Annotated in this window: 11 protein-coding genes; 4 read left to right on the forward strand and 7 right to left on the reverse strand. The window is 40.5% G+C overall.

Translation table 11 applies throughout. The annotated features are described in order from the left end of the window. Positions 1–209: 209 nt before the first annotated feature. From D5I41_RS06275 to gad, 7 genes are all read right to left on the reverse strand, one after another. Positions 210–1,175, reverse strand: coding sequence for a polysaccharide lyase family 7 protein (locus D5I41_RS06275; protein WP_119009037.1), 966 nt, complete (start codon positions 1,173–1,175; stop codon positions 210–212). A gap of 112 nt (positions 1,176–1,287) precedes the next feature. After that, positions 1,288–2,694: a hypothetical protein gene (locus D5I41_RS06280; protein WP_119009038.1), complete on the reverse strand. Its 1,407-nt coding sequence runs from the start codon at positions 2,692–2,694 to the stop codon at positions 1,288–1,290. Positions 2,695–2,785: 91 nt separating this feature from the next. Then, on the reverse strand, positions 2,786–3,544 hold the full coding sequence (locus D5I41_RS06285; RefSeq protein WP_119009039.1) for an oligogalacturonate-specific porin KdgM family protein: 759 nt from the start codon (positions 3,542–3,544) through the stop codon (positions 2,786–2,788). Between the two features lie 1,068 nt (positions 3,545–4,612). After that, positions 4,613–6,367, reverse strand: a complete 1,755-nt coding sequence (locus D5I41_RS06290; protein ID WP_119009040.1) for a hypothetical protein — start codon at positions 6,365–6,367, stop codon at positions 4,613–4,615. A 72-nt stretch (positions 6,368–6,439) separates the two neighbouring features. Then, the gene (locus D5I41_RS06295; protein WP_119009041.1) at positions 6,440–7,204 is read right to left on the reverse strand and encodes an oligogalacturonate-specific porin KdgM family protein; all 765 of its coding nucleotides are present in this window, start codon (positions 7,202–7,204) and stop codon (positions 6,440–6,442) included. 1,216 nt (positions 7,205–8,420) lie between these two features. After that, a complete protein-coding gene (gene aspT, locus D5I41_RS06300; RefSeq protein WP_119009042.1) occupies positions 8,421–10,325 on the reverse strand; it encodes an aspartate-alanine antiporter in 1,905 nt (634 codons plus the stop codon). A gap of 137 nt (positions 10,326–10,462) precedes the next feature. Beyond that, on the reverse strand, positions 10,463–11,848 hold the full coding sequence (gene gad, locus D5I41_RS06305; protein WP_119009043.1) for a glutamate decarboxylase: 1,386 nt from the start codon (positions 11,846–11,848) through the stop codon (positions 10,463–10,465). A gap of 767 nt (positions 11,849–12,615) precedes the next feature. Between gad and D5I41_RS06310 the strand changes: the two genes are divergently transcribed. The 4 genes from D5I41_RS06310 (at position 12,616) to D5I41_RS06325 (ending at position 16,595) form a co-directional block, all read left to right on the forward strand. Further along, entirely contained in the window at positions 12,616–12,816 is a 201-nt protein-coding gene (locus tag D5I41_RS06310) for a DUF1656 domain-containing protein (RefSeq protein WP_119009044.1), read from the forward strand. A 1-nt stretch (position 12,817) separates the two neighbouring features. After that, positions 12,818–13,669 carry an efflux RND transporter periplasmic adaptor subunit gene (locus tag D5I41_RS06315; protein ID WP_119009045.1) on the forward strand — a complete coding sequence of 284 codons (852 nt, stop codon included), beginning with the start codon at positions 12,818–12,820 and terminating at the stop codon, positions 13,667–13,669. Then, a complete protein-coding gene (locus tag D5I41_RS06320) occupies positions 13,666–15,495 on the forward strand; it encodes an FUSC family protein (RefSeq protein WP_119009046.1) in 1,830 nt (609 codons plus the stop codon). Before D5I41_RS06315 ends, D5I41_RS06320 begins: the two co-directional genes overlap by 4 nt. A 440-nt stretch (positions 15,496–15,935) precedes the next feature. Then, entirely contained in the window at positions 15,936–16,595 is a 660-nt protein-coding gene (locus D5I41_RS06325; protein WP_119009047.1) for a DUF3313 family protein, read from the forward strand. Positions 16,596–16,598: the final 3 nt, after the last annotated feature.

The following is a 16,598-nucleotide window of genomic DNA, read 5'->3' on the forward strand; positions in this document are numbered from 1 at the left end:
AAGTGTGTGATGTGTCGTTCTTGCTTTATGAATATTGACAATTAAAGTGGGGGCAAACACTTATGAACAGTGATCTATTTCACTGATGTGATTGTCGAGAGGGGGAATAGCCTTTTAGGGGAGGAGTAGGCACGCAATTGATTAAGGATAGGCTAGTTATCAAAAAGCAAAGCGGCACAAGGCCGCTTTAACATTTGTAATAGCGACTGTTACTGGTGGGTGATTTTGATCTCACTGAAGCTTACGTCGAAGATTTGACCGGAAAGAGAGGAGCTAGGCTCTATTTGCGGGTAGATACCTGCTTTGAAGTAGAAACTGTTATCGCTATGTGCCCAGTTTGGATCTAGTGCGTAACCGGTATTTTCAATCTTTTCACCCCAAGCGAATGTTTTACTTACGCCTGCAGCCTCTAAAACAATACCATTTTCATTCACTTCGATATTGTATCTCCAATCTGAGTTTGCCTGAGCCGTGCCTAGGTCCACACTGAACGATTTACAGTAGCTACAAGATTGATCGTCAGGTAAAAACGTATTGTTTAATATTGCCCTAATAGGCTTATTTCCACCTTCCCATTGTAATTTAATCAGGGCTTGCTTGATTTTATAGCCGTGCACCTGTCCCACAATGACCTTTGGATCTTTCCCTGAGATGTTCGGATAATCTTCAATCTGTAACTGTGCTTGAAGCTGATGATTTTCATCATCTACCACTGTCCAATTTTGAGCTGACGAAGAGCAAATGCTAGAAGCGTTATAGTTATATAACTCTCTTAACTCTGAACGTGCATACTTGGTGTTGGTAGTGGTTGATATTCCTGCGTCACCTAAATCAACGATGAAATGAACGTCATCATTATCAGCAACATAAAAGTAGGGTAGGGATGTCTCTAATGAGAACACATCCTTGCCACTGCATTTATTCGGCAGTAACTCCGTTGCGCTGTCGCGTGTATTCAAACCTGAACTGACGCCAAAGTGTTCTTTGTAATATGACTCGCTGACTGGGAGTGTGATTTTCCATTGTTCTATATTCCAGCCATTTCCGGGTTCTAAAGGTAGCTCTGGTGTGGTTGGGCCGTTATCTTGTTCGTTATTACTGCTAGAACCTTCCATGCAACCCGTTAATGCAGTTGCTAAAAGCAATGGCATGATGATATGTGTTTTCTTGTTCATATTTTTGTCTTAAATTGTTCATAATGTTGAGCTAAGAATAAAAAATCCTCATCAAGCAATTGATGAGGATTTATCTTATCTAGTAGTCAAACTTTGCTCTTTCTAGTAGGGACTAGAATAGGTCTGAATGTAGGTCATCAAAATAGGTGTACGTACCTTTAGAACCATTATCCCCATTATAAAGTGCCATAGCTGTTGGGGAACCACCTGCATTTTCAGCTTTGAAGGTAGGGTAATCGTTGCCATCAATATTGACAGTAACATCATCACCTGCCCAAGTGATGGTTACATCTACCCATGTGTCTTTAGAATAAGAAGCAAGTGATTGTTGATTGCCGGAGATATCTCTGTACTTAATTTCGGAAGAAGTAAATACAACTTCAGTAAAACGACCACTTGATGATGAATCGTTATTCGTGCCTAAGAAAATGTATGATGCTTTTACATAACCATCCGTAGGGATGTAAACAGAGGTAGAAACAGATCCTGAATTTGCAGCACCGGCTGCAAAATCACGCCCGACTATACCTTTGTTGTTATTAGTTGAAGAGTCAGCACCATCTTCAATTCGTAGAGAATTGGTCCCAGACTTAGCAAAGTCATCACTAATCACGGCTGTATTAAGTACGCCATCAACATTCTTTAGTTGGTAAACAGGGCTCGCAACATCAATTTGCGTACCTACAGTATAAGAGTCGAAGTTGTCCGTAACATCACCTGGAGGAGGTGTGATTCCACCATTATCACCCCCATTGTCTTCACCGTTACCTAAAACCATAACATCGATTGCACGGTTGTAGCGGGAGTTGGTTAATTCATCTCCAACTCCATAATTATCAAAGTCATCTTCAAAGATAAGCTCGTTTTCTGCTTCGGTACCGCTATAGATTTTTAAGTTATCTGCGATTAACTCTAGATCGGCTTTTGTCTTAGAGTCACCAACTTTCAGCGAGATTAACTCTACAGGGTCACTACTTGTAGCTGCGTACGGGCCATAGGTGTCATCACCGATAGAAAAACTAAACTCATCTTCAGTCCAGCTAACTTTAACTTTTAGTTCTTCGCCAGGAGTGTATGTACCTCCAGTCTCAACTAAGCTAGAAGAGTTATCGCGATATTTAACGTTGCCTTCACCCAGTGCTATCTCACCACGAAGGTGTGCGTTACTTGAACCTGCAGTAGTGTGGAGTTGGATGTATGCATTTGCAGCTGCATTTTCACCGTTGATTGCAGTATTGTCTTGGTAAGTTAGGTCTACTGTTAAGAAGCCAACAGGAATGTTATCTACTACAGTTTCAGATTTACTCTCAGACGTCTTTATGCGAAGTATACCGGTATCAGCTACAGAAGAATCTTGGATCTGAACATAGTTCTGTGCATTTTCTACCGGTGGTAAACCGCCACCGCCATTGTCACCGCCACCATCTGTAGAGTTATTTTCACTGCCTACATCAAAGTCACAGCCGAACAAAAAAGCTGATGAAATCGCTACTGCGATAGCTGTTTTAGTAATTTTCATATAATTCTCTCTTATAATTTGTTGTTAAGGCCAGACGTTGGAAATGTAGGGTCTAAAGTCTGACCATTTTTATCTATTAGATTTGTGTAACTTAGAATGAGTAAGCTACACCAATACGTGTTCTTAACTGACGGTCATCGCTTGTTGAACCAGCACCTTTAACATTCCAGAATTCCATGTATGGGCGGATGTCACCAAATTGGTAACCGATGATTGCGCCTAGGTCCCAGTTTTCGTTGGTGTTGTTGTAAAGACGAACATCATCGTAGTTGTGCATGTAGTTTGCTTCGTAGCTAAGACGCAGGTTCTTTAAAGATTCTTGAGAAAAACGGTACGAACCTGTCAATGTCCACTTGCCTTCTTGGAAGGTTTTGCCAGCTGAAGCAACACTAGTGCCGTCAACTAAAGTGCGGTTGCCGTTGCTGTCGCTGCTTGAATATTCTCTGAACTCATGGCGGTAGCGAAGGGCCGTAGTTAGACCAAAGCTCGCTTTGTAACCTACGCGTAGTTGTGGTTTATAAGTAGTACGCTCGTTACCGAACGTAATTGGCATACCTGGTTGAATGTACCATTGCTTATTTAGATCGTAGCGAATGCCCCAATCAAACTCGGAATCACCACGTGTCATTTCGTTCCAAAAATCTGTTGTATCGCTGCTTTGGAATTTCTGCTCAACACTAAAGTAAAGTTTTGTCTTGTCTGCAATGTTTACAGACTCACCAATCTTAATACGCTGCGCGTAAGTCTTTTCATCGTGTTTGTATTCTGCGCGGTAGTTAAGAGAACCAGCGCTAACAGAGCCTGCGAATAGTGATGCTATCACTGCTAATGCGATTTTATTGTTTTTCATGGAATTTCACTTTCCTTTGTGTGTCTTTTTATTTGACTTAATGTATGACAAATAGTTTATGGAAATGAAACGCGAGAAACTGTGACGAAAGTACAGTTTATTCTTTAGATAGGTTTTTTATAAAAAAAAATGGGAGCTAGATCGCTAGAAAATCCGATTTTTAGAACGATAAACGTGCGAAGTTCAAGTTTTTTGCTTGGTTTATATGACTGTAATGTGTGTGTTTTTAGGTTTGTATGCCGGTGGTTGCAGTAATTGTGGATGTTTATTTTGTCACTGTAAAAGCATGTAGTTATGAGTGTGATTTTTGTGCATCTGGACGCTTAGTGAGCTGTTGAATTTAGATTTTTTATTTAGGTAAAGTTGCTCAGTTGACTCTCTTTATTTGGTGTCATTTTGAATCTGAAATCGCTTTTATTTGTAATAATTTCTTACAAAAAACACATCCATTTATAATACAAATAGATGTGTTTAACAGATAAAATGAGCGTCAATCTCCATGTACATTAATATTGTGGTCTTAACAATTTACTCATTACTGTGATTAACGGATGTGCCAATGGATTTCATATCTCGGTAATATCTGTTCTTTATCTCTTATTGATGTGGGTAAATTATTGTATTTAAAGACTATGATGTACAAGTGCATGTCAAGTTGAGGGCTGTGATTGCGAACAGTAACTGCGTCTCGGAGTTGGCCTATAGCTGTAGTAACGAGACAACTGCCAACTTAACAAAGTTGGTGGTAATGTTATTGCAACTAGAGAAGTGTAACTACTTGTTTGAATTGTTTGTGACTGTATAAAAACTATCGGCCGAAATGTTTAACGTTAACCACTCATTCGATCTAACCGTGGCAATGCGAGTTCTCAAAATAGATAAAAAGGGCTTTTGCGAGTGAATTTATGCCAGCTTCGAACAGTAGTTATTTGTTTCGTATGAAGAGGAGGACAACTTAGTCGTTTGGGAGGGTAACAAAACGGGTAATATTTGATGTGCTACCGCGAATTGGAAAAAAGAAAGCCATAGCGATCGCTATGGCTTTGGATTAGAGTCAGGTGTTGTTGATTAGAACAAGTCTGAAGCTAGGTTATCGAAGTAAGCGGTATTTACATTACTACCATTATCACCTGTATACAGTGTTAGCTGTGTTGGGATATTTGTAGTTGTTAATCCAGTACTTGCTTGATCAATGTCACTTGCTATTACTTGTCCATCTAAAGATACGGTAAATTTACCTTCAGCAGTCCAAGCTAGTGTCACTGTGTACCATTGGTCTTGCACAATATCTGAAATCTTCACATCTGAATCACCAGCTTCATATTTTAGCTGCGTTCCAGATTGGTTAAGTTCGAAATATCGGTCAGAGTTGTTTTTACCTACACCAACGTTTATATAAGTAGACTTAGTATTTGTCGATGGGAAGTAGGCATCGATACTAACTGACCCAGCAGCAGACTCTGCTGCAAACGCACGAGTAGCAAAAGGTTTGTTATCAGTGTTTTTATCCTCTAGGAACAATGATTGAGTACCACCGTTAGATTTAGCATTGCTCACTTCAGCCGTAGTAGTACCAAATTCATCGTCAAGGATGTTATACGTTTTCCAGTCAGAAGAAGCATCGCTGATAAGTGTACCTGCTGTGTATGATTCGAAATCGTCAGTAACATCACCTTCTTCTGGTGGATCAACTGGATCTACAGGGTCTGCAGGCTCTACTGGAGTATCACCGACAACTACTGCTTCTGAACTGTTATTGTTGTAAGGAGAACTATTCAGAACTGTTCCTACAGCATAACCATCAAAGTTATCATTAAAGACTAATGTCTCAGAACCACTATCATTTGAGTAAACTTCAAGATTATCAGCAAGTACCTCATAATTGTTGGTACTGCCATTATCACCAAGTCTGATAGCAATAATTTCTACAGGAGCATTTTCAGGGATTTCATTCGGCGCGTACGAGTGTTCTACATCGTTCACTTTGAAGTTAAATACACCGTCGTCCCAATTAGCTTCGATTTTTAGTTCTTCGCCTTCTTCGTAAGAACCAACTATCTCAACGAGTGCTTTGTTATTATCACGGTATTTAATTTTTCCGGCTTCTAAAGCGATTTCACCATGCATATTGATGGTAGAAGTGCCTGAAGCATAGAATGAAATGTAGGCGTTCTTGCTGTTAGCATCCCCGATAGAGTCTTCGTCTTCTTGATAAACAAGATCCACGGTTAGCTTACCTGAAGTAATAGGATCTAAATCAATGTCCGAAAGCTTAAGTCTAAGCTCACCAGTGTCAGTATCTAGCGTATCAATAATTTGAACATAGTTGTTGAAACCAGCATCAGCATTTGCTGCATCGACTGCTGCTTTGATGTCAGCATTGCTTGTATCATCGGCACCGATAAGAACGCCTTCAGAAGCAGTGTCTACTGTAAGTACTCCGTTATCTACGGTATATGTACCTGATACTTCGCTACCTGTACCTGCTTCATCGTAGTAGGTAAAAGTGATTTCACCTGCTTCAGCATCATCTGTATATGGAGTTACTTTTATTTCATATACGTTAGGAGTAGCATCATCATCATAATATTTTAGGTTTGTACCATCAAAGACGTAAACATTTGGTAGGCCAATAGCCTGAGTTGAAGCGCCAGAAGCGTCTTCAAAATTCCATAGTGGACCGACTACTGCTGAAGTAGGAGTAGAACCGCCACCTTCGCTACCGCCACCATCACTGCCCGAATCTGGGCCTACATCAAAATCACAGCCAGCTAATAAGCCAGCAGATAGCGCTACAGCTAGTGCTAATTTAGTCTTTTTCATATTGATATCTCACGTTCGTTTGTTTGTTGTTAAAGCCCCCATTCCATCGGGGGCATATTGTGTTACGTCTTTTTAGAACGCGTATTTTAGACCGATACGAGTTCTTAGCTGGCGGTTGTCTTCTGCAGAAGACCCTTGGTCAACTGTCCAGAATTCCATGTATGGACGGAAGTTATCGATTTGGTAACCAATGATAACGCCTAGATCCCATTCCCAATCTTCACCGTTTGCTTTACGTTCGTTTTCGTAGCTCTTGTTGTAGTTTGCTTCATAGCTAAGTTTTAGGTTTTTTAGGCTCTCTTGAGAGAACTTATAAGAACCAGTAAGAGTCCACTTACCTTGTTGGATAGTTTTGTCTGCGCGATCTACTTTGTTGCCGTCAGTGTCAGTGAATGTGCCACCTTCGCTGTTGTAGTCTTGGAACTCATGACGGTAACGAAGAGCGGTAGTTAGACCAAAATTCGCTTTGTAACCCACGCGAAGCTGAGGTTTGTATGTGGTTTTTGTTTCGCCAAAGGTAATTGGCATACCTGGTTGTACGTACCAGTTCTTATTGATCTTGTATTGAACACCCCAATCAAACTCAGAGTCACCACGTGATGTGTTGTTCCAGAAATCAACTGATTTGTCTTCGTTTGCTTCACTTTGCCATTTTTGCTCGATGCTAAAGTAAAGTTTTGCCTGATCAGATAGTTTTGTGCTTGAACCAATCTTTGCACGGTGAGCCCATTTTTCGTCATCGTGTTTGTATTCTGTGCGGTAATCAAGGGTTCCGGCGTTTACTGCGCCTGCGAAAAGTGTAGCTACCACAGCTAATGCAATTTTATTGTTTTTCATGGGGAGGTTTACCCTTTTTGTCTGTTTGACTAATTGACTTAATGTATGACAAATAGTTTATGGTAACACTTGGTTACAAACTGTGACGAAAGTACAATTTGATGCTCAGCGTTCAAACGCATAAAAAAAAGTGAGGGCGACCTCTCAAAATTCACACTTGATCGATTAAAAAATGAGCGATCGGTTTGCTGTTTTAGGGTTTTGGAGCTTAAATTTTGTCTTTTTTGTGCTTTTCGAGGGTTTTTTGATACGAAAACTCGAATCTAAACTGGATTTTCAACTCTTATTTGTAACGGTTTATTGCTATTTGTGAGCAAAATGTCATTAAGAAAAGGTAAAACTTGGCATTGTTGATTGAGGATCTTAGAAGGAGTTTTTATTAGCCCAAGAGATATAAAACAATACAATTGGTGAATATTAAGAGAGGCTTGTGATTCATAGTAGTAATACAAAAACTAGTAAAGCAGTAGCTTATTGTAGAAAAAATCAAGTTTTACTAAGCAGTAGATGCCTCTATTTAGATAGGTAATTAACACCAACAGGCTCTATATCATTGCCACTTAACCATTTTTTAGCTTAGCAGACGTCAATATCTCTAATTCTTTCTCTCTAAAGGACACGTAACTAGATAGTGTTTGCAAAATACTGTCTAGTTTATAATCAGGATGACACATGAACTCGATATAGCTTACTTACGGGTTCGCTTTGTGTGCCAATATTTCCCACCCTTACACCTTCGCATAAAAGCCAACATCAAATGCATCAGAACAAGGAACTTTTAGGTCTTGTTGGCGTTCGTTTACTACATCTGCGCGTCTTACTAGTAATCCAATTTCATTAGCGAAACTGATAAAGCTATATTTGAGCGCTGGGTAGACAGCAGCAAAGTGATGACTATCTATATGGTTTACTTACAGACCAGACTTTATAACTTGCCGATATTGAACAGTAAACTCTCGTGTTATTTGCGCAGAAGCGATGTTTGCTTTGCTGCTCTGTGGGCTTATCGGGATTTTGTAACGATCAAGTGAATACATCGAAAGTGCATCTTGGTGAATATAAAGCCAATTGAAAGCTAGCGTAGCTTATAAAAATAACTGCATATGCTGTAACGGGTCTTAGATGATTACAATCAAAGAATCGTAAGCTATCAACAACAAAAAGCCTCTTGCTGTCTAGAGCAAGAGGCTTAATTGAATTTATCTAGTGCGTTCTATTAGTAAAGAATAACCATAAACATACCAATTAGCGTTAATAGCGTGTTAGATACAGCATAAGGAACTGTATAACCTAGCATTGGGATGTTGCTGTTAGCTCTTTCACCAACCATTGCCACTGAAGCTGTGCTGGTGCGAGCGCCACCACATACCCCTAGGTTAATAGCAGGGTGGAACTTAAAGATATATTTACCAATAAGCGGTGCAAGCAACATAGGGATAGCGGTTGCAGCCGCGCCAATAGCAAATAAACCAAAACCTGCATTTTTAAGACCAGCGATAAAGCCTGGACCAGCTGAAATACCCACGATAGCAATGAACACGTTTAGACCCACTGAATTCATGAACCATTGTGTTGGCTCAGGTAGACGAGCAAACGTTGGGTGAATTGAACGTAACCAACCTAGAACCAGTCCACCAATTAACACACCACCTGATACAGACAAGGTCACTGGTGCGCCACCGATATTGACAGCTAGTGCTCCTATTAAACCGAAGACTACGATGAACAAGCCAACCCAAACCATATCGGTTTCAGTTGTGGTTCTATCTGCGTGACCCACTTCTTTTTCCATACGCTTGGTATGAGTCTCAGTACCGGTAATGCTGAGGATATCTCCACGGTGTATTTCAGTTTGTGCTAGTAGTGGTACTTCTTGGCTCGCTGCACCACGGGTTATTTTGTTAAGGAATACACCACGAGCGTAATCTTCTTCTGCTAATGATACCAAGGTACGGTTTGCAAATTTCTTGTTAGTTACCACTAGGTCTACAGTTTCTAGTGGCAGATTATCAAGATCGTTGTCGACGACTTCAGTCAGGAACTGTTGTGCATGAACGAGAGCATCAGAGTGGCCAGTTAGTGCGATAACATCTTTATCTAATAGCTGACTTGTTGGCCCAAATTCGATGATCTCACCATTGCGTTTCACTTTTTCTATGAATAGACGCTCTTCGTCGTGTTGAGCTTCAAATTTTGAAACAGTCATTCCAGCAATCTTGCTGTTAACTTCATAAGTGCGTGATTCGCTGCGATGCCAAACTCGAGCAATACCGTCTTCAGGAGTGCCTTCTGAAAGTTCTTTCTCGTATTCTTTACACGCTTCCTCTAGGTTCACACCAAGAAGGATAGGACCAACATAAGCTAGGATCATGCCTGTGCCTATGGTTCCGAATAGGTAGCATATCGCATAAGCCACCGGGATTTGGTCTAGCATTTCTTTCGCGTTGCTCATGCCTGATGAGTTAATGGCATCCGTCGCTAGGCCGATTGAAGCCGAGATAGTTTGTGCACCAGCCCAAAGACCAGCCGCTAGGCCAACATCGTAACCCGCAATTTTAGCGCCAGCATAGGTTACAGCGAAACAAAGTAGTGAGATAACAATGGCAAAGATGGCTTGTGGAGCACCATTTTTAGCAACGCCCCTAACAAACTGGGGTCCCACACCGTAACCTACAGCAAATAGGAACATGGTAAAGAAGACAGATTTCACTTGTGACGAGATAGCAATATCCAATTGACCAACGAGTACACCCGCAATCAAGGTACCAGTTACAGCACCAAGGCTAAAATGCCCAAAGGTTATCGCGCCAATCCAGTACCCAAGGCCTAGTGTCACAAATATTGCTAAAGCTTGGTGTTCACGGAAAACTTTTACAATCCACATTGGTTCTGCTTTTACAGGAGCCTGGATTGTGGCTGTTTTTGCAGTTTGAGTTGTTGCTTCAGCTTGTTGTGCTGGTGCGCTTTGTTCTTGAGCCATAGCCGAACTAAACAGGCTAATAGGTGTAGTAGATTGTTGTGCGTCAAGATTGACGTTGCCCGCTAGCATGAATACAGCTAACAAACTCATAAATACGTGCTTCATAAATTTTGAAGGACGTAGCTTTGCAAATATTGCCATTTTAACCTCGAAGAGAATTTTTGCTTATATTGCAGACCAAAGAAGCCCCTAGCTCTTGGTAGATCACCTGAGCCGACTTTGGTGTGCATAATTAGTTTGGTTATGGGGCTAGGAATCTAGCCCCATAGTGTTATTGATTAACCGTGATTGAAGGTGCTTGCGCTTGCTTCATCTACAGAATTGACTATTGGGAAATTCTGAAACTTTTCGATAGTGCGTTTTAGGTCTTTAACCAGTAGATCAACCATGTCGTGACTTACGCCGTGACGAATAAGGATTCGCATGATCACTAAGTCTTCACGATTAGATGGCATTGAGTAAGCTGCAATTTGCCATCCACGGGCACGAATCGCGTCACTAAGATCAAACAAGTTGAAACCCGCTTCGACATCTTTTTTCAGGCTGAAACTCATTGCTGGAATACCACCTCGGCCATCATAGATGATGTCGAATAGACCCATTTTTGCTACTTCATCAGATAGGTACTGAGCTGAGTTGTAGCAAGCTTCGTGAATGCGTTTGTAACCTTCTTTACCAAGACGCAAGAAGTTGTAGTACTGAGCAACGATCTGGCCACCAGGGCGAGAAAAATTCAGTGCGAACGTTGGCATGTCGCCACCTAGGTAGTTCACACGGAAGATAAGATCTTCAGGTAAATCGCTAGCTTCACGGAATACAACCCAGCCCACACCTAGTGGTGCCAAACCATATTTATGGCCTGAAGCATTGATTGATTTAACGCGAGGGATACGGAAATCCCATTCTAGTTCTGGTTCAACGAACGGTGCGATAAAGGCACCACTTGCACCGTCAACATGCATTGGAATATCTAAACCAGTCTCAGCTTCTAGTTGATCTAGTGCATCTGCGATTGCTTTTACTGGTTCGTATTGACAAGTAAATGTCACGCCGAGTGTAGGAACAACACCGATAGTGTTTTCATCAGCACGAGCCAACACTTCTTCAGGAGTCATCAACAAGCGGTCGCCTTCCATAGGGATCTCACGAAGTTCGATATCCCAGTATTTTGCAAATTTGTGCCAGCACACTTGAACAGGACCACAGATAAGGTTTGGTTTATCAGTAGATTTACCTTCCTTACGACGCTTTTCACGCCAGCGCCATTTCATTGCCATGCCGCCAAGCATTGCTGCTTCACTTGAGCCTGTAGTAGAACAGCCCATTGTGTTTTCAGGGTCTGGAGAGTTCCAAAGGTCAGCCAACATACGCACACAACGGTCTTCAATTTCAGCTGTTTGCGGATATTCATCTTTATCGATCATATTTTTATCGATACATTCATCCATGATTTTATGGATGTTTTCGTCTACCCATGTTTGACAGAAAGTAGCTAGGTTTTGACGAGAGTTGCCATCTAGAATTAATTCATCAGATACTAGCTGGTAAGCCGCACTAGGATTTGATTCATTAGTAGGAAACAAGTTGTTATTAATTTTACGATCTAGTAGTTCATCAGCAAATACGTCATCAATAGACTGGATGTTTACTTCGTTCTGTAGCATGTGTAGCTCCGCAATTTTAATTTAAAGTAGATGATTTCTAATTAGTGTTTAAGAAAGTCATCTCGGTTAGGACGAGACGAATTATTACCGAAAAATTCAATCGGTACATAATTAGAAAATAAAACATCAATAATTTAAAATTCATAAAAATATTGAGTAATCTTTAAAAGATAAAATTCTTATTATTAACGTGTTTTTCAACTCTGTGTGCTGTCGAATCGAACTTTTATCTAGAACGCTTCTTACCTTGTTCAGTATTTACTGACTAAGCCAGACATAGTTTGTGATTGCGTTGACGAGCAAATCAGTAAAACCATGGAAGAAGGTTATTCCTTGTCTAATAAACTGACTTATTGAGATATAAAGAAAATATAATCATTAAAAATCAATTGCTTAATTGTTTTTCATAAGGATATTTTATCTATTAATGATGCTCGGTTTATTACTTTATCGACCAGGGTACATATACTTTGTTGAAGATTTTGAAGGCAAGTTTGCAAAGGTTCTCTGTTAAGCAAATCGCCGATTAAACCCATTTGATGTCTATTTCGAGGTTGATTATGCAAGAGCATATAATTCATGGCAGTGTTGATTCTTTGCTATTACCAATTACAGTTTTGTCATTACTTTTATCAGCAGGTTTCCTGTTCACGATAACATTATTAGTAGAGGTTACTTTACCTAAGGTACGAGAACTTTTTAAAAATAGAGCTGTGAAGTTATTTAACTTGTCTTTTTATAACAACAGAAACAATAGGGTATAACCCATGAGCGATCATGTTTTATTTGGCCATATATATATACCTGGCTTTATGGTGTGGGTCATTCTTAGTTTGATAGCACTATTTGCTGTGAAGTCTTTATTAGGCGGATTTTTACGTAAACATAATTTTGTAAACCCATCATTGATTGAATTATGCCTAGTAGTGATTGCTACTGGTCAACTACTTATATTACAGGTGCAATAGAGTGAATATTTTAAAATTTGTTTTGCCAGCTGCTTTGGTGCTAGGTGCTGGCGTCACGTGTTACTCATCATATACAGCGTATACAGAATCGTTGTGGACAAGAGATGCAAAGATTCATGTTGAGATCGCAGAAATATCTCCCAAGGTTTCAGGGGAGATCGTATCTATTGATGTTAAGGATAATCAGTATGTCAACGCTGGTGATCTGCTGTTTGTTATCGATGATGCGGACTACAAAAATAATCTGTCTCAAGCTAAATTTGCTTCATTAAAGGCACTAGCAGAACTGAAGCAATCGCAGAGTGTTTATCGCCGCGATTCTAAACTGCTTCCTGCAAAGCTTATCTCTCAAGAGCAAGTCATCACTGAGAAACTACAGGTTGAGGCAAACAAAGCCGAGTACCAGCAGAGTAAAGCGAACCTTGATAAAGCGGAGTTAGACCTAAGCAGAACCAAGGTTTATGCACCAAAGAATGGTTACGTCACCAATCTAAATCAGCGAGTGGGGAACTTCATTAACACTGGTGAGACCTTTGTAGCTTTAGTGGAAAGCGATACCTATTATGTTCAAGCTTATTTTACTGAAACCAAGATCAAAAACATTCATGCAGGAGACAAGGTTACAATTAGTCCATTCTCGTCTGGAGATTCTTTCGAAGGAAAAGTAGAGGGTGTAGGCCGTGCTATTTCTGACCAAAGTGCTGATAACTCTGGGTTGATTTCAGACGTTAACCCAACGGTTCCTTGGGTACGATTGGCTCAGCGAGTTCCTGTACATATCAGTATCCCATTGGATGTCATCGCTAAAGAAAGATTGATTGCCGGCACAACTGTTTCTGTGGATGTTGAATGATGCTAGTAAATTTGATTAGACAATGGTCAAACCCGGATTCAGTCACCTTTGCTTTACGCTTTTGTTTGGCCGTAATGTTGACCTGGATGGCATCTTTATTGCTAGATTCTCAGGCTACAGGTACGGCTATGATGACAGCTGCCATCATTCAGATAACAGGGAATAGGGGTGCAAGTTTTAAGAAATCGGCAGCTCGATTGGCCGGAACGGTTATCGGAGGTATGTATGTACTCTTCGTTGCCAGTGTGACCATGATTGATGCTTGGCTTTTTAACTCCTTTATTATATTGGGGATTGTGGTCAGCCTTGGTATCTCTTCTTACTTTCATCGCCGTGTTGCTTATATGTTTGCGGTTGTGGGGATCACATTGTCTTTAGTTGGCTTTCCTATTGCAGCCGAAGCCGATCTGACCAACTTATTCGATCACGTGCAACTGAGATGTATTGGTATCTCATTTGGGATTTTAATGTCCATGCTTGCTGGGTTCATTATTCCCTATGCTGATGACAAGCGAGAGTTGTTATTTGTGAAAGGCCAAACAGACAGATTCATCGCAGAGCTTTTTCACTCAGAGGCGTCAAAGGTGACGAAACTCATACGCGCATTCTTGAGCCTGGTTGGAAAGAAATGGCTTGCGGTAGATGATGAGATTTATGGTAGTGAAGGTAACCGAAGTGTAAAGCAGAAGAGCAGAGCAACTTTCTATGACTGTATCAATATTGGTGTTCAAGCCATCGAGCTTAGAAAGTTGGGTGATGCCATCGGTATGTCAAAAGAAGCATGGCAGAATCTAGAAGAAGATAACTTTGAGTTGGATCCTAATTCAGATTTTGTGACTCGATGGGAACTGTCAGATTTGTCTTTAGTCGATCTCTTTGTTTCTCATGCAACTGATTTCTCAAAGCAACTCAAAGCGTTTAAACAACAAGAGGTTGTCTACGACTACAGCGAAACCAAATATGTGGATGACATTAATAGCTTCACCGATGGTTATTTGGTTCTGTGCAACATGGCAAGAGCCGCATTCGCCTTGTTTTTACTCTCTTTTATGTGGATTGAGTTGCAATGGACCGATGGAATGAGTGCCATCATCATGGCAGGAATGATTAGCTCGGTCTACGCCGCCAATCCAGGAGCAGAAGGTGCTTTTAGTACCAATGTTTACGCACAATTTGTAGCGGGAGCATTCGCCTTTTTGATTAACTTTATTATTATGCCTATTGGGTCGCCGGTGATTATGTTTATCACAGGTTTTGTTGGCGTTTACATTATGGCTTATGGATTCTGGCAAAGCCGCTCCTTGTTAAAAGTTGTGTTTATGGTGTCACTGTTTTCGTGGAGCAATCTCGTTCCATTAACCAATGTTCCATCTTATGATTTTGCTCACTTCTTGAATTCTGTGTTAGCGAATTTGGTTGGACTGCTGGTGTTATGGACGTCATATCAACTGTTACCTTCAAGAAAAACAGCTGACGTGATCAAAAAGCGTCTAACGCGTTTGATTAAGAGGCTTAAGCAAGGGGAGAAGAACGTCAAAACCAAGATCAACATTAATAACTTAATCTTGTCGTCTTACTCTTTTTTGATTGATGAATCTGATGATGACTCTGTGTTTACTCTTTTGTATACCAAGGCCCTAACCAGAATCTTAGATGAGGAAGAACTCAGTGTTGAGCAACGTAAATTATTGCTTTCGTCGCTAGACAAGAATAAAAAGAATCTAGTCTTGAATCAAAACTTGACCGAGCTTATCGAGGATAAAATGGCAGGGAAAGAGCAGGTTCGTTATAACTGGTTTGCATTGTCGCGATTACTGAACGCTTAACTAAAAAATGTTGTGAAACAAAAAAGGCTTATCTCTTTTTGAGATAAGCCTTTTTTGTTTATCTGGTCTACTGATAGCCAGATCTTGAGGATTGAGCCCTACTTGCAGGCAAAGTTATTTACGGTAATTGTTCCTTAAAATAATGAATCGCTAAAACGCGCTATTCCGGTCTGGTTGATTCAGCAGACCTAACCTACCCATCGATTTCCTCAGTGACTATATGAAAATTATAGGGTCACAAATTCCGTCTTTAACTTACTGTATTTAAAGGGTATTACCTCGGAGTTATATATTTATTATTTATTGATATGATCATGTTTTATATCAATAAATCAAAAATTTAAAGATGAGAGAAGCTTGTGATTTGGTTTATTTCTTCTTCCTTGTGGTTACGCATAATTCGTCTCGACTTCAACGCTACCCCATATAGGAATACCAACGTGAAAACTAAATTACTTGCACTTACGATGGCGACACTACTAGCAGGATGTGCCAGCGCATTACCTGAAAAAGAAGAAATGTCTTTGCTTAACGGAAACCACACATACGCAGAGCTGGACTACAAATCAGATGAAAAAGGCCTTTATTGGCAAGCTGACGACTTTAAAACTGACCAATACCAAAACGTCATTATTCAAAAAGTAAACATTCAGCTTAGCGACAGTATTAAAGGCAAGATTAGCCCAGAAGTGATCGCAAAGTTTGAAGCCGACATTAAAACTTCCCTAACAAAGAAGTCGAGCAAGCTTTTTCCAGAAGATGCCAACGGCAAGAAACAGGCAACTGTGGACGTTAATATCATCAAGATCGAAGACCTAGAAGAAGATATTCGAGTGATGGAATTTATTCCTGTTGGCGCAGTAGTAGGGCTAGTAAAAATGGCGGCAGGTACTCGCGACCGCTCAGTGCGCTTAATTGTAGATATTGATGTGAACGATAAGGACGATGGTCATCTTTTAGCTCGACGAGTCTTTGCTGTTAATAACAACGGTGTACTTGAGAACGACGACTCTAAGATCACCGATAAGGTGTTGGAGAAAGATGTAAACAAGATCTCTCAGCAAGGCGCTGAATTTATTCTTCACACACTTTACATGTAAGGG

Source organism: Vibrio superstes, from assembly GCF_003569005.1.
Lineage (GTDB): Bacteria > Pseudomonadota > Gammaproteobacteria > Enterobacterales > Vibrionaceae > Vibrio > Vibrio superstes.